Raw genomic sequence first — 19,226 nt, forward strand, 5'->3', positions numbered from 1 at the left:
GGCATGACTTCTCCCAGCAGCACCCCCGCGTCACAGGGGTCGGACCGGCGGCGCTGGTTCGCCCTCGCGATCGTGATGACGGCCGCGTTCATGGACCTGGTGGACGTGACGATCGTGAACGTCGCGATCCCGACCATCCAGGAGGACGCGGGCGCCACGTTCAGCCAGATCCAGTGGATCACCGCGGGGTACGCACTCGCGCTCGGCGCCGGTCTGATCACCGGCGGGCGGCTCGGTGACATCTACGGCCGCAAGAAGATATTCCTGGTCGGCATCGCGGGCTTCACCGTCGCCTCCGCGCTCTGCGGCTTCGCCGCGAACCCGGAGATGCTGGTCGCCTCCCGCATCCTCCAGGGCGCGATGGCCGCGCTGATGGTGCCGCAGGTCCTGTCGATCGTGCACGCCACGTTCCCCGCGCACGAACGCGGCAAGGTCTTCGGCCTGTTCGGCATGATCGTCGGTCTGGGCGCGGTCTCCGGGCCGCTGCTCGGCGCGCTCCTGACGGAGTGGAACATCCTCGGCCTGGAATGGCGCCCCATCTTCCTCATCAACCTCCCGGTCGGCATCGCCGGTCTGCTGCTCGGCCGCAAGTACATCGAGGAGTCCAAGGCGCCGCGCGCCCTCAAGCTCGACCTCGTCGGCGTCGTCCTGGTCACGGCGGGCCTGCTCATGCTGCTCTACCCGCTCACGCGCGGCCGCGAGCTGGACTGGCCGGTGTGGGGGTACGTGATGATGGCGGGCGGAGTCGTCGTCTTCGGCGCCCTGGTCGCGTACGAGAGGCACAAGGCGCGGCGGGACGGCTCCCCGCTCATCGAGCTTTCCCTGTTCAAGGTGCGGAGCTTCGCCGGCGGCATCGCCGTGGAGACCGTGTTCGGCATCTCGCTCGGCATCTTCTTCCTGGTGTGGACGCTCTACATGCAGATCGGCCTCGGCTGGTCCGCGCTCAGGGCCGGGACGACCGGCATCCCGTTCTCCATCGCGGTGTCCGCCGCGGCCGGGCTCTCCGTGCAGAACCTGGTGCCGCGCTACGGCCGCAAGGTGCTTCAGGCCGGGGCCCTCGCCATGGCCGCGGGTGTGCTGATCTACATCTGGGAGGCCGACCGGTACGGCGCCTCGATCGCCTCCTGGCAGATGGCGCTCCCGCTGGTCGTCATGGGTGTCGGCATGGGTCTGATCGTGGCGCCCCTCACGGACGCGGTGCTCTCCGAAGTCCCGCGTGAGCACGCGGGTTCGGCCTCGGGCCTGATCAACACCGTCACGCAGATGGGCAACGCGCTCGGGCTCGGCCTGGTGTCGGTGGTGTTCTTCGGCGTCATCGACGAGGACGCGGCCCCGCAGCGGGTTCCCGCCGAGTTCGCGAACGCCTTCGAGAGCGCGCTGTGGTGGGTCGTCGGCGTCCTCGTCGCCATCTTCCTGCTGATGTTCACGCTGCCGAAGCGGCCCGCCCAGCACATCGAGGGGGCGGATGCCTCCGGTCCGGACGCCTCCGCCCCGGACGCCGCGGTGGCCTCCCAGGAGGCTGCGGAGCCCCGCGAGAGTGCCCTCACGTAACCCTGCTCCGAGGCACGGAACGCCCCACCCGTCCATCCGACCACCCCGCACCGAGGGGTCGGCCGGGGGTCGGGTGGGGTTTTGTCGTCCTGGGAGTTCGGTTCGACCGATGCCTGTTCATGCTTGTTTGATGCCCGAGTGTGTTTACTTTGGCCGCCAAGGCGGCGTAACCTCCGATTAACCCACACATCCGGGCGTCCGCATCCGGACGCCCGCTTCCAGGCATCCGCATCCGGGCATCCGCATCCGGGCAATCGCGACCGGGCAAAACCAGGAGGCTCCAGCCATGTACGGCCCAGAGCGCCAGCAGGAGATCCTGCGGCTCGCCCGCGAGGGAGGACGCGTCGACGTCCTCTCCCTCGCCACCGAGTTCCAGGTCACCGCGGAGACCATCCGCCGCGACCTGAAGGCCCTGGACCGCGCGGGCCTCCTCCGCCGGGTGCACGGCGGTGCCATCCCGGCAGGCCGCCTGGGCTTCGAACCCGACCTCGCCGAACGCGAGAGCACCGCTGCGGACGAGAAGGACCGCATCGCGCGCGCCGCCCTCGCCGAACTTCCGGCCGAGGGCAGCGTCATCCTCGACGCGGGGTCGACGGTGGCCCGCCTGGCCGCCGCCCTCCCGCTGGACGCGGAGCTGACGGCGGTCACCCACAGCCTCCCCACCGCCGCCCGCCTCGCCGACCACCCCGGCATCCAGCTCCACCTGGTCGGCGGCCGCGTCCGGCACCGTACGCGCGCCGCCGTCGACGCCTGGTCCCTGCGCGCCTACGGGGAGATCCGCGCCGACGTCGTCTTCCTCGCCGCCAACGGCTTCTCCGCCGCCCACGGCCTGACCACCCCCGACCCGGCCGAGGCCGCCGTGAAGCGCGCCGCCGTCGCCGCCGCCCGCCGGGTCGTCCTGCTCGCCGACTCCGCCAAGCACGGCAAGGAGCACTTCGCCCGCTTCGCCGACCTCGCCGACGTGGACCTGCTCGTCACGGACACCGGCCTGGGCGACACCGACACCACCGCCATCGAGAACGCGGGCACGGAGGTCGTCCGCGCATGACCCCCGACCCCCGCGCGGCACACCGGCACAGGAACACCCGGGTAGGCACGCCGATGATCCTCACCGTCACCCCCAACCCCTCCCTCGACCGCACCTATGAGGTCCCCGCCCTCGACCGCGGCGAGGTCGTCCGCGCCACCGGCGAGCGCGTGGACCCCGGCGGCAAGGGCGTCAACGTCTCCCGGGCCGTCGCCGCCGCGGGCGTGCGCACCCTCGCCGTGCTGCCGCTCGGCGGCGCCCCCGGCGCCCTCGTCGCCCGGCTCCTGGACGAGCAGGGCATCGAGGTCGCCCCCGTCCCGGTGACCGGGCAGACCCGTTCCAACATCGCCGTCGCCGAACCCGACGGCACCCTCACGAAGATCAACGCACCCGGCCCCGAACTGACCCCCGCCGAGAGCGAGGCACTGCTCGACGCCGTCGGCGCCCACTCCGCGCACGCCCACTGGATCGCCTGCTGCGGCAGCCTCCCGCGCGGCCTCGCCCCCTCCTGGTACGCCGAACTCGTCGCCCGCTGCCACGCCGCGGGCGCCCGGATCGCCCTCGACACCTCGGGCCCCGCCCTGCTCGCCGCCCTCGCCGAACGCCCCGACGTCGTCAAGCCGAACGCCGAGGAGCTCGCCGGTGCCGTCGGCCGGCCCCTCGCCACCGTCGGCGACGCCGTCAAGGCCGCGGAGGAACTGCGTGCACGCGGTGCCCGCGCCGTCCTCGCCAGCCTCGGCGCCGACGGCCAGCTCCTCGTCGAGCCCTCCGGCACGTACTTCGCCACCGCCCACGTCGACGCCGTACGCAGCAACGTCGGCGCGGGCGACAGCTCCCTGGCCGGCTTCCTGATCGCGGGCGGCACCGGACCGCGCGCCCTCGCCTCGGCCGTCGCGCACGGCGCCGCCGCCGTCCAGCTCCCCGGCAGCGCCATGCCGAGGCCGTCCGACCTGTCCCCGGACACCGTCACCGGCACGACCGGGATCCCCCTCGACCGCCCCCTGACCGAACCCGCGTAGGAGCCCGCGATGAGCAGTGCAATGATCACCGCGGACCTGGTCGACCTCGAACTCGACCGGTCCGCCGACACCAAGGAAGCCGCGGCCCGCGCCCTGGCCGCCCGCATGGTGGACCTCGGCCGCGTCACCGACCTCGACGGGTTCCTCGCCGACGTCGCCGCCCGCGAGGCCCTGATGCCGACGGGGCTCGACGGCGGCATCGGCATCCCGCACTGCCGCAGCGCCCACGTCACGGAGCCCACCCTGGCCTTCGGCCGCTCGGCGAACGGCATCGACTTCGGCGCCCCCGACGGCCCCGCCGACCTCGTCTTTCTCATAGCCGCCCCCGCGGGCGCCGACGACGCCCACCTGACGATCCTGTCCGCCCTGGCCCGCCGGCTGATGAACGAGGAGTTCACCTCGGCGCTGCGCACGGCATCCGACGCGGAGGCGGTGGCGGCCCTGATCCGTGGCGAGCAGCCCGAGAGCACTTCGGAGAGCCTCCCTGAGGGGGAGGAAGCGGGAGCGCCCGTGCCGTTCCGCGTGGTGGCCGTCACCTCCTGCCCCACGGGCATCGCCCACACCTACATGGCGGCCGAGTCCCTGGAGCGGGCGGCCCACGAGGCGGGCGTAGAGCTGACCGTCGAGACCCAGGGCTCGGCAGGCTTCACCCGCCTCACGCCCGAGACCGTCGCCGCCGCCGACGCGGTGATCCTCGCCCACGACGTCCCCGTACGGGACAAGCCGCGCTTCGCGGGCAAGCCCACCGTCGACGTGGGCGTGAAGGCCGCCATCGGCCGCCCCGCCGAACTCCTCGCGGAGGCACGGGCGAAGGCGGCCCGCGGCGACGTCACGGCCCCCGCGGGCCCGACCCCGGTGGAGGGCGCGGGCGACAGCGGCGACAGCTACGGCACCAAGCTGCGCAAATGGCTGATGTCGGGCGTCAGTTACATGGTCCCCTTCGTGGCCGCGGGCGGCCTCCTCATCGCCCTGGGCTTCGCCATCGGCGGCTGGAAGATCGACAAGGCCCCGTCCGTGGCCGAGCACTTCGTGTGGAGCGACCACACCAGCTGGGCGGCGCTCCTCTTCCAGACCGGCGGACTCGCGTTCGCCTTCCTGGTCCCGGTCCTCGCGGGCTACATCGCGTACGGCATGGCCGACCGCCCCGGCCTCGTACCCGGCTTCGTCGGCGGTTCCGTCGCCGTCACCATCGACGCGGGCTTCCTCGGCGGCCTCGCGGCCGGTCTGCTCGCGGGCGCGGTGGTCCTCGCGATCCAGCGGGTCCCGATCCCGGCCGTGCTGCGCGGACTCATGCCGGTGGTGGTGATCCCGCTGATCTCGGCGGCGGTCGTCGGCTTCCTGATGTTCCTCGTCGTCGGCAAGCCCATCGCCTCGCTCCAGAGCGCGCTGACCGACTGGCTCGAAGGGCTCACGGGCACCAACGCCGTCATCCTCGGCGTCGTCCTCGGCCTGATGATGTGCTTCGACCTCGGCGGCCCGCTCAACAAGGTCGCGTACGCCTTCGCGGTCGGCGGGCTCGCCCACCCGACGGACGGCTCGCTCAAGGTGATGGCCGCCGCGATGGCGGCAGGGATGGTGCCGCCCCTCGCGATGGCCCTCGCCACCACCGTACGGGGACGGCTGTTCACCAGGGCCGAGCGCGAGAACGGCAAGGCGGCCTGGTTCCTGGGCGCCTCCTTCATCACGGAGGGCGCGATCCCGTTCGCCGCCGTCGACCCGCTGCGCGTCATCCCCGCCTCGATGGCGGGCGGCGCCGTCACCGGCGCCCTGTCGATGGCGTTCGGCTGCACCCTGCGCGCCCCGCACGGCGGTGTGTTCGTGGTCCCGCTCATCGGACAGCCGCTGCTCTACCTGGTCGCGATCGCCGCCGGTGTCGGTGTGTCGACGGCCGCGGTCGTCCTGCTCAAGGGCGCGCGCAAGTCCGCGGGGCCGGAGGACGGCGGCGGTACGGGAGCCGGCGGTGCGAAGGACGCGGCGGCCCCGGGCGACGGCCGGGTGCCGGTGGTGGCCTGACGCCCGGGTCGCCACCGGCCCGGCGGGAGTGACGCACGGGTGACAAGTGCGAGATGCGTCACTTCAGGCGCAAAGGGTCATTGGCACCTCTGTTGTAGATCTGGCCGCTGTTGTCTACTGAGCGCATGTTCCAGGGTGCATCGATCGTTCAGCAGACAGGCGTGGCCCTGCTCGCCGCGGTGACCGCGATCTGGGCCGTCACATTCCTGCACGTGCAGCGCCGCCGCGCGGCCGAAGTCCCGGCTCCGGGCGGCCCGTCGCTGCGCTCACTGCCCGTGCAGTCGGGCCCGCCGCGCGCGGAGTCGGTGGAGCTGACCGCGGACGAGCGCGCCGCGTTCGCCCGTCTCGTGCGGCAGTTCGGCGGCGGCCGGGCCAGACCCGGGTCCTAGCGGGCGCGGGTCGCGGGGAACGCGCGGGCCCTGCGGGCCATCGCCGCGCGTGCCGCGTGCTCGCTCGTGTACACCTCGCACATGTGCCGGCCGTCGCTGGTCGCCGTGTGCTCGACCTCCCAGAGGCTGACCTCCGAGCCGTCGAACAGCAGGAACGCGTGCTCGTACAGCGAGAAGCCGAGGCGGGTCTCGCCGCTGATGCCGGAGCGGCCGAACGCCTGCGTGATCTGGTGCGCGAACGCGGAGCGCAGCAGTCGGGCGAAGTCCTCGCCCGGCCGGTCGTCGCCCGCCGGGTTCTCCGCGCGCCGCAGCAGGCGGCGGGCGTGGTCGGCGGAGTCGTCCGGCACATAGGTGTGCCTGGGCTCGGACGCGGGGGCCTGGAGGACGACGGAGAGGTCACCCGCGGGGGTGTCCGGCGGCAGCGGAAGGCGGGCGGTGGCGACGCCTGCCTCCTCCTCGTCCAGATACAGCTCGTACTGCGCCGCGCTGCCGTGGCCGGTGTTGTGCACGAGCTCCCAGAGGGTCATCGCCCGGCCGTCGGCGAGCAGCCAGGTGTGGCGGTACGTCTCGCGGTGCATGCCCGCGCTGTGGTGCGCGGAGTGCAGCGAACTGTCGTACGCCAAGGACCGTTCCAGGTGCCTGATGGCCTCGTCCGGCAGGTCGAAGGAGTTCAGGGCGCGGCTGAGCAGTCGCTCGAGGTGCTCCTCGGGGGAGGCGGGCTCGGGCGACTCGGGTGGTTCGTACGCTGTCTCGTACGGGACGCTCACGGATACTCCCGGATGCTTCCGGCGTTGCTGCATGTCACCTTGTGCGTGCATACCGTAGCCCCTGGGTCCGACATCATGTCCGGGAACGGGAAAACGATCGAGCCGCACGGCAAGTTCCCGTGCGGCTCGCTCCGTTGACCTGCGGTCAGGCGGCGCTGCCCGCCGTCCACTGGCTCCAGGACATGTTCCAACCGTTCAGGCCGTTGTCGGGGGCGACGGTCTTGTCCGGGGAGCCCTTGACCGTCACGACGTCACCGATGAGGGAGTTGTCGAAGAACCACTTGCCCATGGTGTCGCCCTGCGCACCCTGGGCGTCCTGGAGCCCCACGCAGCCGTGGCTGGTGTTGGAGCTGCCGAAGATGGAGGGTGAGCTCCAGTAGTTGCCGTGGATGAACGTGCCGGACGTCGAAAGACGCATGGCGTGCGGTACGTCCTTGATGTCGTACTCCCCGCCGAAGCCGACGGTGGAGCCGTTCATCCGCGTCTGCGTGAACTTCTCCGAGATCACCATCTGCCCGTTGTACGTCGGGTTCTGGGGGCTGCCCGCGGAGATCGGGACGGACTTGAGCACCTTGCCGTCGCGCTCGACCGTCATCTTCTTGGCGTTCACGTCGACGGTGGAGACCTGCGCGCGGCCGATGGTGAACGTGACCGTCTTGTCCTGCACGCCGGTCGCGTTCGCGGCACCCTTCACGCCGTCCAGCGCGATCTTCATGGTGACCTTGGAACCGGCCTTCCAGTACTCCTGCGGCCTGAAGTCGAGGCGCTGGTTGCCGAACCAGTGGCCGACGACCTTCTGGCCGCTGCTGGAGCTGACCGTGATGTGCGACTGCACGGCCTTCTTGTCGGTGATCGGCTTGTCGAAGTTGAAGGAGACCGGCATGCCGACGCCCACCGTGGTGCCGCCGTCGGGGGTGTAGCTGCCGATGAAGCTGTTCGCGTTCGACACCGTCGTGAACGTCGCGTTCTCCGTGGCGGGGCGGCCCTCGGAGTCCTTGGCGTTCGCGGTGACCTTGTACTTGGTGCCGCGCTCCAGCTGCTCCTTCGGCTTCCAGGTGGAGCCGTCGGCGGACAGGTCGCCCTCGACGGCCTTGCCGGAGGCCACGTCCGTCATCTCCACGGTCGAGAGCTTGCCGTCCTCGACCTTCACGCCGGTGGCGTTGATGGAGGCGTCGGTCGCGCCGTCCTTGGAGGAGATGGATATCCGCGCCCCCGACGCGTCCTTGCCGCCACCGGACTTCTTGTCGTCCTTGGCGCCGGCGTCGCCGCCGCAGGCCGAGAGCGTCAGTGCGCCGACGGCCGCGAGCGCGGCGGTCGCCAGCAGTACCCGCCGACGGCGACGGTGCTGAGGCTGCGCTGCAATGTCCGGCGTTGTCACGAGCTGCTCCAAGTACGTCGTGTGATCCAGTATGGGTAAAGAGCGGCCGGGCGGCGAAATGGTTCCGCCGTCCGCTGTGAAGACCGGCACACCGGGCCGCCCCCTCCCACGCTCACAACCGTGCACCAAAGGCGACTCAGCGCCCTTCCCGATACAGATCCAGATATGAGGGGAACAGGCCTCCCGGTGTCTCCACCGACTCCGCCGCGAGGAGCGCCCTGACGATCGCCCGCGTCACCATGTCCGCCCCCGCCGCCAGGACCTCGTTCAGGGCGAGCGGGTCCGCCGCGTCCAGGTCCCGGTCGCCGGTCGACAGGGCGAACACCGTGTCACCGTCGTTCAGCAGATGCACCGGCCGCACCGCGCGGGCCATGCCGTCGTGCGAGGTGCCCGCGAGCTTCTGCGCCTGCGCCTTGGTCAGCGAGGCGTCGGTGGCGACCACGGCAAGCGTCGTGTTCAGCGGCGGCGCCACATTCCGCGCCGCCGCCGCGGCGAGCCGCTCCCGGGCCCTCGCGTGCACATCGGCCGACGGCGGCCGTACGTCCTCGTCACCGAAATACCGTCCGTACAACACCCCCGTCCGCGGATCCACCCCCGACCCCGCCGCGTTCGCCACCACGAGCGCGGCGACCGTGACGCCCGAGCCGAGCACCGTGCTCGCCGTCCCGACCCCGCCCTTGACCTGCCCCACCACCGCCCCGGTCCCGGCGCCCACCCCGCCCTCCGGCACCGCGTGACCGCTCTTCCCCGCCGCCGCGTCGAGGACCGCGGCCCGCCCCGTCCCGGCGTCCGGCCGCGCCCCGTAGTCGCCCCCGCGCCCCAGGTCGAACACGCACGCCGCGGGCACCACCGGCACCACGTGCCGCGGATCGGGCCCGACCCGCACCCCGCGGCCCTGCTCCTCGAGCCACGCCATCACCCCGCCCGCCGCGTCCAGGCCGTACGCGCTGCCGCCGGTCAGGACGACCGCCTCGACCCGCTGCACCAGGTTCCTCGGGTCGAGCGCGTCGGTCTCCCGGGTGCCCGGCCCCCCGCCGCGCACGTCCACGGCGGCGACCGCCCCGCCCTCCGGCGCCAGCACGACGGTCGTACCGGTGAGCCAGCCGCCCCCGGCCCTGCCGGCGTGCCCGACGCGCAACCCGGCCACATCGGTCAGACCTCCGGCCCGCCCGGCCGCCACGGCCACGTCAGGTACGTCAGGTACGTCACGTGTCGTCATGCACCATGCGTACCACGGCCGTTGCCGACCACCGCCGGAGCCGCCCGCGCAGCCCCTGCCGCCCCCGCGCCCCGCCGCCCGGACGCTCACCGGCGTACGCTGGAAGCATGAGCACCGCCCCCGCCCCCGAACCGCGCAATCCGAAGGACGCCGAGCCGAAGGCCGCCGAGGCGCTGGACGCCGAGCCGAAGCCCCGGCAGAACGGCAGGAAGCCGGCGAGCGCGCTGGTCTTCGACGACCCGCTGGCCCAGCAGTCCTCGGACGACACGGATCGCGGGTGGGGCGAGCGGCCGACGTCGTCCGGCGACAGCGCCGCCGATCTCGCCCGCTTCCTGGACGAGAAGCCGCCCCACCACATCTGAGTCGAACTACCGCGGCGAGCCGCCAGGCCCGGTCCCGCCCCCGGGGCTCCCGGGGCCCGTGGCGGACCCGGAGCCGCCCGTCGTCCCGGGGCCGGTGCCTCGCTGGGCGACCAGTACGTCGCGGATCTCCTTGAGCACCTCCAGCTCCGAGATCTCGATGACCTCCTTCGTGCCCTCCTTCGCCTGCCTGCGGGCGGTCTGCTTGGCCAGGTACTTCGCCATCGGCATGACCATCAGGAAGTAGACGACCGCCGCGGTGATCACGAAGCTGAGGGTCGCGCTGAGCACCGAGCCCCACATGATCGGGATGCCGCTCTGCGCCTCGCCGTTCTTCACCACGCACGGTGCCTTCAGGCAGGAGCTGTAGTGGTCGAGATCCTTGGTGCCGAAGGCGCCGACCAGGGGGTTGATGACGCCCTTCACCACCGAGTTCACGATGTTCGTGAACGCGGCGCCGATGACCACCGCGACCGCCAGATCGATGACGTTGCCGCGCATCAGGAAGGCCTTGAAGCCCTGCCAGATGCCCGGTTCCTTCTTCTCGCTCACCACTGGGCCTTTCGTTGCATGTGCGGATCGTGCGGCCAATCGCTCCGCAACCTACGGCAGCGCGTGGCAGCCCTGTCCAGTTCGGTAACGCGAACGAGCGACTCGACAGGTTTCCGTACCCGCTCATCGCAGCGTCACCGCCAGGCGTGCCGTCGCACTCGCCCCGGCCAGCCGGGCCGCCGTCGCACGCGGCACGGAGAGGAGGACCAGGGCCCCCTCCCCGGCAGCCGTGTCGGAGGCCTCCGGCACCTGGGCCACCCTGGCCCCCGAAGCGACCACCCGCGGCACGCCCACGCCCTCCGCGTGATCCGCCCCCGCCCCCGGCCCCTCGACTGCCACGACGTCCACGCGGACACCGGGCCGCAGCAGGCGCACCGTCGCCGCGTCCGCGATCCGCACCGGCGCCGTCACCGGACGGGCCGCCCGCCGCGACCGCTCCCGCGCACCGTCGCCACCGCCCCGGCCGGACGCCTCGCGGGAGCCGGCGGACCCGGCGGACCCGACGGCGGACTCCGCGGCGCCCCGCGCTCCGGGTTCGCCACGCACCGGCGGCCCCGCGGCCGCGAGCGCGGCGGCGGTCATCGCGAGTCCCGCGGCAAGGGTCCGCCTGCGATGCCGCATCAACCGCCGCAGGCGCCGGCGTCCGCCGCGCACATGGAGCGGCGAGAAGTGCGGAATCCGGCAGGGCGGCGGTGTGCCACTGCCGCCCGGCGGCCCCGAGCAACCGCCCCCGGCGGCCTGTGGCGAGGCCCCGCCCGACTGCTGGGCGCCGCCCGGCAGCGGGGCGTCACCCGGTAGCGAGGCGCCGCTCGGCAGCGTGGCACCGCTCGGCAGCGGAGCACCGCCCGGCTGCAAGACCCCGCCCCGCTCAGGGGCCCCGCCTGGCTGTGAGGCCCCGCCCAGATGCGAGTCACCGCCCGGCCGCGAAGCCCCGCCCCGCCGAGAATCATGGAAAGAAGCACGCGCCATGACGGTCACCGCCTGTCGTGAGAAGTGCGGATCCGGGTCCGGATTCCGTTCTCACCATGCGGGGTCGCGCCCCGCCCCGCCGACCCCCGTGGACTACTCACCGGTTGTGGACAACTCCCTCACCCGGACGGGGCCAGGCGCCAGGCGAGACCAGGCGGCACCAGGCGGGGACAGGCGGGGACAGGCGGGACCAGTCAGGGCCAGGCGGCGCTACGGCAGCCGTATCCCCGTCTCCATCCCGCCCAGCGCCCCCACGCACGCACAGTCCCGCCGGTCGTTCGCAGGAAGCCCCGCCACCGCGTCGAAAAGCACCGCGCGCAGCCGGTCCACGTTCGCGGAGAAGACCCGCAGCACCTCCTCGTGGGAGACGCCCGCCCCGGTCTCGGCGCCCGCGTCCAGGTCGGTGACCAGGTTCAGCGAGGCGTAGCAGAGTTCGAGTTCACGGGCGAGGGGTGCCTCGGGGTGGCCGGTCATGCCCACCACGGACCAGCCCTGCGCCGCGTACCAGCGCGACTCGGCGCGGGTCGAGAACCGCGGCCCCTCGATCACCACGAGGGTGCCGCCGTCCACCGGCTCCCAGTCCCGGCCCCGCGCGGCCTTGAGCGCGGCCGCTCGGCCCGCGGGGCAGTAGGGGTCGGCCAGCGACACGTGCACGACGTGCGGGGTGGTGCCGTCGGGCAGCGGTATGCCGTCGAAGTAGGTCGCGGGGCGGCTCTTGGTGCGGTCCACGAGCTGGTCGGGCACCAGGAGCGTCCCGGGCCCGTACGCGGGCCGCAGCCCGCCCACGGCGCACGGGGCGAGCACCTGGCGTACGCCCACGGAGCGCAGCGCCCACAGGTTGGCGCGGTAGTTGATGCGGTGCGGTGGGAGGCGGTGCTCGCGGCCGTGGCGCGGCAGGAACGCCACGCGACGCCCGGCCAGCTCACCGAGGAACAGGGAGTCGCTGGGGGAGCCGTAGGGGGTGTTGACGTGCACTTCGGTGACGTCTTCGAGGAAGGAGTAGAAACCGGAGCCGCCGATGACGCCGATCTCGGCCCGAGACGCGTTCGCCGTGTTCACCATGGGCGGCACAGTAGCCGGACCCGGGTACGCCGAGGACCCCGCCGTCGTACGACGGCGGGGCCTGGGAAAACTGCGTGCCCGTAAGGAGAACGGGCCCGGTGAAGCGCCGGGTCAGGCGGCCGACGAGCTCGTCGACGACGTGCTGGACGACGAGGAGGAGGAACCCGACGCCGTAGACGAGGACGCCGAGGACGACGACGAGGAAGACGCCGGTGTCGAGGACGACTTGGCGTCCGAGGACTTCGACCCGGACGACGCCGCGGCGGACGCGGGCGCGCTGCTCGACGACGAGCCACGGCTGTCGTTGCGGTAGAAGCCGGAGCCCTTGAAGACGATGCCGACGGCCGAGAACACCTTCTTGAGGCGTCCGTCGCAGTTCGGGCATACGGTCAGGGCGTCGTCGGTGAACTTCTGCACCGCCTCGAGGCCCTCGCCGCACTCGGTGCACTGGTACTGGTACGTCGGCACTTGCTTCCTCCTGGCACTCTCACTCGATGAGTGCTAACGACGGTCCATAGTGACGTATTCCGCGGGATCAGTCCACCGTGACCGGCGCGCGGTGACCCACGCCACGTGCCACGGTCCGCCCCGAGGACTGCGGGGTCAGCCGGGAGCGCAGCGTCAGGAGCACGGTCAGCGCGAGGAGGGTGCCGCCGAGCGGCACGAGGAATCCCGCACCGTCCCAGAAGCGGTCCTCGAGCTGTCCCGCCACCGTGACGGCCGCCGCCTGCCCGAGCGCGACGGCGCCGGTGAGCCAGGTGAAGGCCTCCGTGCGCGCGGTCGGCGCGACCAGGCTGTCGACCAGCGTGTACCCGGTGATCAGGGCGGGTGCGATGCAGACACCGACGAGCAGGCCGAGCCCGGCGAGCAGCGGCACGGAGTGCGCCGCCCACAGTCCGGCCGCCATCAGCGTCAGACCGACGTACCCGACGAGCAGCCGCCGCTGCGGGGTGATCTTCCAGGCGATGGCGCCGCAGGCCACTCCGGAGAGCATGTTCCCGGCGGCGAACGTGCCGTACAGGACGCCGTTCAGGCCGGGCCTGCCGATGGACTCCGTGAAGGCGGCGAGCGAGACCTGCATGCCTCCGAAGACGGTGCCGATGCCGAGGAACGTGACGATCAGGACGCGCACTCCGGGCACCCGCAGCGCCGAATCGTGCCCCACGCGCGCGTGGGCGCCGGTCGCGGAGGGCTCCGGCTGGGTGCTCTTCTGCGCGGCGAACAAGAGTCCGCCGACGAGGGTCAGGCCCGCTTCGGTGAGCAGCCCCGCCGCCGGGTCGACGCCCGTGCACAGGGCGGTGGCGACCAGCGGTCCGAGGACGAAGGTCAGCTCGTCGGTGACGGACTCGAAGGCCGCCGCGGTCTGCGCGAGCGGGGTGCCCTGGAGCTGTGCGCCCCAGCGGGCCCGCACCATCGGCCCGATCTGCGGGGTCGAGGCGCCGGTGGGCACCGCGGCCACGAACAGCGTCCACAGGGGGGCGCCGGACAGGGCGAGCACGGTCAGGGCGACGCCGGACGCGCTGTGCACGAGGACGCCGGGGAGCAGCACGGCGCGCTGCCCGAAGCGGTCGGCGAGCTTGCCCACGAAGGGGGCGAAGAGGGCCATGGAGACGCCGGTGACGGCCGAGACGGCGCCGGCGGCTCCGTACGAGCCCGTGGTGTGCTGCACGAGCAGCACGATGGAGATGGTCAGCATCGCGAACGGCTGCCGCGCGGCGAAGCCCGGAAGCAGGAAGGTCCAGGCGCGCGGGGTGCGCAGCAGCTGTCCGTAGCCCGGTCGGGTCCCGGTGACCGTGGATGCCACGGCCCATGCCTTTCCGCTGCCTGGTAGCGCGCCCGTGCGGGGGCGCCGAGAGCTGTCCTCTTGCGCAGAACTGCGGTAGATACCGGGCCGCCCCCTACGGGGCGCCGCGGCCGCCATACGGTCGCGCCAGCTCTGCGTCAGACAGAGTTGGTTCGATCAGTGTCGTCGTGCACGTGCTCAAGGTCGTTGTACGCAAGGTCGTTGTGCGTGTACTCAAGGGTGCATACGGAAGTGTGCCTTCATAATACAGGTGTTGCGCAAGAGGAGCCTGTGATCAGGAGTCCGGTACCCCCAGCCAGCCCACGAGCTTGCCGCCCTGGGCGACCGCCCGCAGCCGTTGCTCGGCGGCGTCGCGCACCGGGTCCGTCGCGACCACCAGGAGCTCGTCGTGCTGCCGCAGCACGGTCGTGGGGCTCGGTACGAAGGACTTCTCGTCGCGCACGACGAGCGTGACGGCGGAGCCCGCGGGCAGCCGCAGCTCGCCGATCTCCACGCCGTGCAGCTTGGAGCCCTCGGGGACGGACACCGAGAGGAGATGCCCCCGCAGCCGCTCCAAGGGCGCCGACTCGATGCCGAGGTCGTCGGCGCCGCCGCCCTTGCCGAGGCCGAGGACGCGGGCGAGTCCGGGCAGCGTCGGGCCCTGCACCAGGGTGTAGACGACGACCAGGACGAAGACGATGTTGAAGATCTCCTCGTTGTTCTCGACGCCGTTCACCATCGGGATGGTGGCCAGGATGATGGGCACCGCGCCGCGCAGACCGGCCCAGGACAGCAGTGCCTTCTCCTGCCAGGGCATCTTGAAGGGCAGCAGGCCGACCACGACGGACAGGGGCCGGGCGACCACGGTCAGGAAGAGCCCGATGATCACGGCGGGCCAGATGTCGTCGAGCAGCCGGTGCGGGGTGACGAGGAGGCCGAGCAGCACGAACATGCCGATCTGGGCGATCCAGCCGACCCCTTCGGCGAAGCCGCGGGTCGCGGCCCAGTGCGGCAGCCTGGCGTTGCCGAGGATCATCGCGGCCAGGTACACGGCGAGGAATCCGCTGCCGTGGGCCATGGCCCCGGCGGCGTAGGCGGTGACGGCGATGGCCATGACCGCGATCGGATAGAGGCCGGAAGCGGGCAGCGCCACGTGCCGCAGCCCGTACGCGCCGAGCCAGCCCACCGCGAGGCCTATGGCCGCGCCGATGGCCAGCTCCAGGGCTATCTCACCGACGAGGACGTACCAGTGGTGCACGGGGCCCGCGGTGGAGAAGGCCACGACCAGGATGACCACCGGGGCGTCGTTGAACCCGGACTCCGCCTCCAGGACACCCGTGACCCGGGAGGGCAGGGGAACCCTGCGCAGCACGGAGAAGACCGCCGCCGCGTCCGTCGACGAGACCACCGCGCCGATGATGAGCGCCTGCCGCCAGTCGAGCCCGACCAGGTAGTGCGCGCCCGCGGCCGTCACGCCGACGCTGGCCGCGACACCGACGGTCGCGAGGCACGCGGCCATGGGCAGCGCCGGTCTGACCTCGTTCCACTTGGTACCGAGGCCGCCCTCGGCCAGGATCACGACCAGGGCCGCGTACCCGATGACCTGGGTCAGCTGGGCGTTGTTGAAGGTGACGTTGCCGATGCCGTCCTGGCCCATGGCGACGCCGATGCCGAGGTACAGCAACAGGCTGGGCAGCCCGCTCCGCGACGACAGGCGCACCGCGACGACCGCGACGAGCAGGACGAGCGAGCTGATGAGCAGGAGCTGGTTGAGGTCGTGGACAGACAGGGGCGTTCCTTCCGTCGTGCGAGCCGTGGCGCTTCGCACGGGAGCGGGGACGCTTCGTGCGAAAGCCGAGACGCTTCGTGCGAGAGCCGGATGCTTCGTTACTTTACCTAACTTTTAACGCACTCTTGACGGGCACCCCCGTGCCGCACCCCATCTTGCGAACCTTTGTTCGATATCGCTTTCCGACTCCGCGTCCGAGGCCGTATCGCCCTGCGCCTATGGTTGCTCCAGCACTCCAGGACCCGCACACGCCCCGCCCTGCCGCGCGCGAAGGACAGCAAGGACAGCGATGCCCTCCAACACCAACGCCTCTTCCGGTCGCAAGTCCGGTAGGAAGAAGGGGCGCCGAGCCCGTCTGATCGTGATCGTCCTGGTCCTGGCCGTCGTAGGAGGCATCGGCTTCGGCGCGTACTGGAGCATCAGCACGGTTCGCGCCTCCTTCCCGCAGACCAAGGGCACCATCGACCTCAAGGGCCTCACGGGCCCCGTCGACGTCAAGCGGGACGGGAACGGCATCCCGCAGATCTACGCCGAGACCGACGAGGACCTGTTCATGGCACAGGGCTTCGTGCAGGCGCAGGACCGCTTCTGGGAGATGGACGTACGCCGCCATATGACCTCCGGCCGGCTCTCCGAGATGTTCGGCAAGAGCCAGGTCAAGACCGATGAGTTCCTGCGCACCCTCGGTTGGCACCACGTCGCCAAGAAGGAGTACGACTCCAAGCTCTCGCCGGAGACGAAGAAGTACCTCCAGGCGTACGCCAAGGGGGTCAACGCCTATCTCGACGGCAAGGACGGCGAGGAGATCTCCGTCGAGTACGCGGCGCTCTCCTTCAAGAACGACTACAAGCCGCAGAAGTGGACGCCCGTCGACTCCGTGGCCTGGCTCAAGGCGATGGCCTGGGACCTGCGCGGCAACATGCAGGACGAGATCGACCGCGCCCTGATGACGAGCCGCCTCGGCCCGTCGCAGATCAGGGACCTCTACCCCGAGTACCCGTACGACCTGCACAAGCCCATCGTCCAGGAGGGCCGCTACAACGAGCTCTCCAAGGAGTTCGACAGCGACGAGGACGCGACGGGCGGCGGCACGGGTACGGGGGCCGGTACCGGTACGGGTACCGGTACGGGTACCGGCGGCACCGGTACGGGTACGGGTACGGGCGGCACCGCGGGCACCGGCACCGCGGGCACCGGCACCGCGGGCACCGGTACTGGCGGTACGGGCACCGGCGGCACCGCTGGCACCGGTACCGGCGGTACGGGTACGGGCGGCACCGGCACTGGCGGCACGGGCACTGGCGGCACCGCCACCGGCGGCACCACGGGCACCGGCCTCCAGTCCCAGCTCTCCGGCCTCTCCGAGGTCCTGGACAAGATTCCGGACGCGGGCCTCGGCTCCAACGGAAACGGCATCGGGTCCAACTCCTGGGTGGTCTCCGGGGCGCACACCATCACCGGCAAGCCCCTCCTGGCCAACGACCCGCACCTGGCCCCGCAGCTGCCGTCCGTCTGGTACCAGATGGGCCTGCACTGCCGGTCGGTGTCCTCGAAGTGCCAGTACGACGTCAGCGGCTACACCTTCTCCGGCATGCCCGGCGTGGTCATCGGCCACAACAAGGACATCGCCTGGGGCATGACGAACCTCGGCGCCGACGTCACCGACCTCTACCTGGAGAAGTTCACCGCCGACGGCTACCAGTACGACGGCAAGATCAAGCCCTTCCGGCCCCGCGAGGAGAAGATCAAGGTCGCGGGCGGCAAGACCAAGACCATCACGGTCCGCGAGACCAACAACGGCCCGTTGATCTCCGACCGCGACGACGAGCTGGTCAAGGTCGGCAAGAAGGCCCAGGTCGACGCGGCGGCCCCGGACCGCGGCGACGGCTACGGCATCGCCCTGCGCTGGACCGCCCTCGAGCCCGGCAAGTCCATGGACGCCGTCTTCGAGCTGAACCGGGCCAAGGACTTCAAGGACTTCCGCAAGGCGGCCGCGTCCTTCGAGGTGCCCTCGCAGAACCTGATCTACGCCGACACCGAAGGCAACATCGGCTACCAGGCACCCGGCAGGATCCCCACCCGCGGCAAGGGCGACGGCTCGCTGCCCTCACCGGGCTGGGACCCGGACTACCGCTGGGGCGACCCCATCCCGCAGGACGCCCTGCCGTACGAGTACAACCCCGAGCGCGGCTACATCGTCGCCGCCAACCAGGCCGTCATCGAAGGCGGCGAGGGCAAGAAGTACCCGTACAAGCTCACCGCGGACTGGGGCTACGGCGCGCGCAGCCAGCGCGTCGACGACCTCATCAAGGCGAAGACGAAGAACGGCGGCAAGATCTCCACGGAGGACATGCGGCTGATGCAGACGGACAACAGCAGCGAGATCGCCCGGCTGCTCGTGCCCAAGCTGCTCAAGATCGACATCGCCGACAAGCACGTCCGTGAGGCGCAGAAGCTCCTGGAGGGATGGGACTACACCCAGGACGCCGACTCGGCCGCCGCCGCGTACTTCAACGCCGTGTGGCGCAGCGTCCTCCAGCTCTCCATCGGCAACAAGCTGCCCAAGGAGCTGCGGGTCAAGGGCCAGTGCCTGTCCGTCGAGCCGGCCGGCAACACCCGTCCCGCCGACGAGGAGAACCGGGTGCGCGAGTGCGGCGAGCGGGACGCGGACTCCGCGCAGCCCGACGGCGGCGACCGCTACTTCGAGGTCATCCGCAAGAACCTCGACAACAAGGACAGCGACTGGTGGAAGTCGCCGGGCACGCGCACGGACGCGGAGACCAAGAACCGCGACCAGCTGTTCGCGCGGGCCATGGAGGACGCCCGCTGGGACCTCACGGCCAAGCTCGGCAAGGACATCGACACCTGGAGCTGGGGCCGTCTGCACCGCCTCACGCTGAAGAACCAGACGCTCGGCACCGACGGTCCCAGCTGGCTCCAGTGGGTGCTCAACCGCGGCCCCTTCGAGCTGGGCGGCGGCGAGGCCACGGTCAACGCCACCGGCTGGAACGCGGCGGGCGGCTACGGAGTGATCTGGGTGCCGTCCATGCGGATGGTCGTGAACCTGAAGGACCTCGACAAGTCCCGGTGGATCAACCTGACCGGCGCGTCCGGGCACGCCTACAGCGAGCACTACACCGACCAGACCAACAAGTGGATCAAGGGTGAGCTGCTGCCCTGGGCCTACTCCGAGAAGGCCGTCGACGACAGCACGAACGACACCCTGGTGCTCAAGCCCTAGCCCGGACGGGCAGGACCACCGGGGACAGGTGGGACGCGGAAGGGGCCGCCACGCGCGCGTGGCGGCCCCCTCCGCGGCGTAGTGTGCACGCGGCCGGGTCAGGCGAAG

The 19,226-nt window shown here is 71.7% G+C and carries 16 protein-coding genes; 7 read left to right on the top strand and 9 right to left on the bottom strand.

Annotated elements, in window-relative coordinates; genetic code table 11:
• Positions 1-3 precede the first annotated feature (3 nt).
• The 5 genes from ACH4DX_RS22710 (at position 4) to ACH4DX_RS22730 (ending at position 5,999) form a co-directional block, all read left to right on the top strand.
• Positions 4-1,551 (top strand): MFS transporter, encoded by a 1,548-nt coding sequence (locus ACH4DX_RS22710; RefSeq protein WP_398156440.1) that lies wholly within the window; start codon positions 4-6, stop codon positions 1,549-1,551.
• 286 nt (positions 1,552-1,837) lie between these two features.
• Complete coding sequence (locus ACH4DX_RS22715) at positions 1,838-2,599, top strand: DeoR/GlpR family DNA-binding transcription regulator (protein ID WP_398156441.1); 762 nt, start codon at positions 1,838-1,840, stop codon at positions 2,597-2,599.
• A 53-nt stretch (positions 2,600-2,652) separates the two neighbouring features.
• Positions 2,653-3,597: a 1-phosphofructokinase gene (gene pfkB, locus ACH4DX_RS22720; RefSeq protein ID WP_398156593.1), complete on the top strand. Its 945-nt coding sequence runs from the start codon at positions 2,653-2,655 to the stop codon at positions 3,595-3,597.
• 9 nt (positions 3,598-3,606) lie between these two features.
• Entirely contained in the window at positions 3,607-5,610 is a 2,004-nt protein-coding gene (locus ACH4DX_RS22725; RefSeq protein WP_398156442.1) for a fructose-specific PTS transporter subunit EIIC, read from the top strand.
• Positions 5,611-5,735: 125 nt separating this feature from the next.
• Positions 5,736-5,999: a hypothetical protein gene (locus ACH4DX_RS22730; protein ID WP_398156443.1), complete on the top strand. Its 264-nt coding sequence runs from the start codon at positions 5,736-5,738 to the stop codon at positions 5,997-5,999.
• On the opposite strand, the gene ACH4DX_RS22735 is transcribed toward ACH4DX_RS22730, so the two are convergent.
• From ACH4DX_RS22735 to ACH4DX_RS22745, 3 genes are all read right to left on the bottom strand, one after another.
• A complete protein-coding gene (locus ACH4DX_RS22735; RefSeq protein WP_398156444.1) occupies positions 5,996-6,766 on the bottom strand; it encodes a DUF6227 family protein in 771 nt (256 codons plus the stop codon). The genes ACH4DX_RS22730 and ACH4DX_RS22735 overlap by 4 nt on opposite strands.
• A 145-nt stretch (positions 6,767-6,911) precedes the next feature.
• Positions 6,912-8,144, bottom strand: coding sequence for an Ig-like domain-containing protein (locus tag ACH4DX_RS22740; protein ID WP_398156445.1), 1,233 nt, complete (start codon positions 8,142-8,144; stop codon positions 6,912-6,914).
• 136 nt (positions 8,145-8,280) lie between these two features.
• Positions 8,281-9,363: a P1 family peptidase gene (locus ACH4DX_RS22745; protein WP_398156446.1), complete on the bottom strand. Its 1,083-nt coding sequence runs from the start codon at positions 9,361-9,363 to the stop codon at positions 8,281-8,283.
• 107 nt (positions 9,364-9,470) lie between these two features.
• On the opposite strand from ACH4DX_RS22745, the gene ACH4DX_RS22750 reads away from it, so the two are divergent.
• A complete protein-coding gene (locus ACH4DX_RS22750) occupies positions 9,471-9,725 on the top strand; it encodes a hypothetical protein (protein WP_398156447.1) in 255 nt (84 codons plus the stop codon).
• 6 nt (positions 9,726-9,731) lie between these two features.
• On the opposite strand, the gene mscL is transcribed toward ACH4DX_RS22750, so the two are convergent.
• From mscL to ACH4DX_RS22780, 6 genes are all read right to left on the bottom strand, one after another.
• Positions 9,732-10,277, bottom strand: coding sequence for a large conductance mechanosensitive channel protein MscL (gene mscL, locus ACH4DX_RS22755; RefSeq protein ID WP_398156448.1), 546 nt, complete (start codon positions 10,275-10,277; stop codon positions 9,732-9,734).
• A gap of 120 nt (positions 10,278-10,397) precedes the next feature.
• Positions 10,398-11,054, bottom strand: coding sequence for a hypothetical protein (locus ACH4DX_RS22760; RefSeq protein WP_398156594.1), 657 nt, complete (start codon positions 11,052-11,054; stop codon positions 10,398-10,400).
• A gap of 399 nt (positions 11,055-11,453) precedes the next feature.
• Entirely contained in the window at positions 11,454-12,305 is an 852-nt protein-coding gene (locus ACH4DX_RS22765) for an S-methyl-5'-thioadenosine phosphorylase (protein ID WP_398156449.1), read from the bottom strand.
• Between the two features lie 111 nt (positions 12,306-12,416).
• On the bottom strand, positions 12,417-12,773 hold the full coding sequence (locus tag ACH4DX_RS22770; RefSeq protein WP_398156450.1) for an FmdB family zinc ribbon protein: 357 nt from the start codon (positions 12,771-12,773) through the stop codon (positions 12,417-12,419).
• Positions 12,774-12,840: 67 nt separating this feature from the next.
• Positions 12,841-14,109 carry an MFS transporter gene (locus ACH4DX_RS22775; protein WP_398121399.1) on the bottom strand — a complete coding sequence of 423 codons (1,269 nt, stop codon included), beginning with the start codon at positions 14,107-14,109 and terminating at the stop codon, positions 12,841-12,843.
• Positions 14,110-14,383: 274 nt separating this feature from the next.
• A complete protein-coding gene (locus ACH4DX_RS22780; RefSeq protein WP_398121400.1) occupies positions 14,384-15,916 on the bottom strand; it encodes a potassium/proton antiporter in 1,533 nt (510 codons plus the stop codon).
• 250 nt (positions 15,917-16,166) lie between these two features.
• On the opposite strand from ACH4DX_RS22780, the gene ACH4DX_RS22785 reads away from it, so the two are divergent.
• Entirely contained in the window at positions 16,167-19,118 is a 2,952-nt protein-coding gene (locus ACH4DX_RS22785) for a penicillin acylase family protein (protein WP_398156451.1), read from the top strand.
• The last annotated feature ends 108 nt before the right edge of the window (positions 19,119-19,226 follow it).

The sequence above is a fragment of the Streptomyces sp. NPDC017940 genome (assembly GCF_044328435.1).
In the GTDB taxonomy this organism is placed as follows: domain Bacteria; phylum Actinomycetota; class Actinomycetes; order Streptomycetales; family Streptomycetaceae; genus Streptomyces.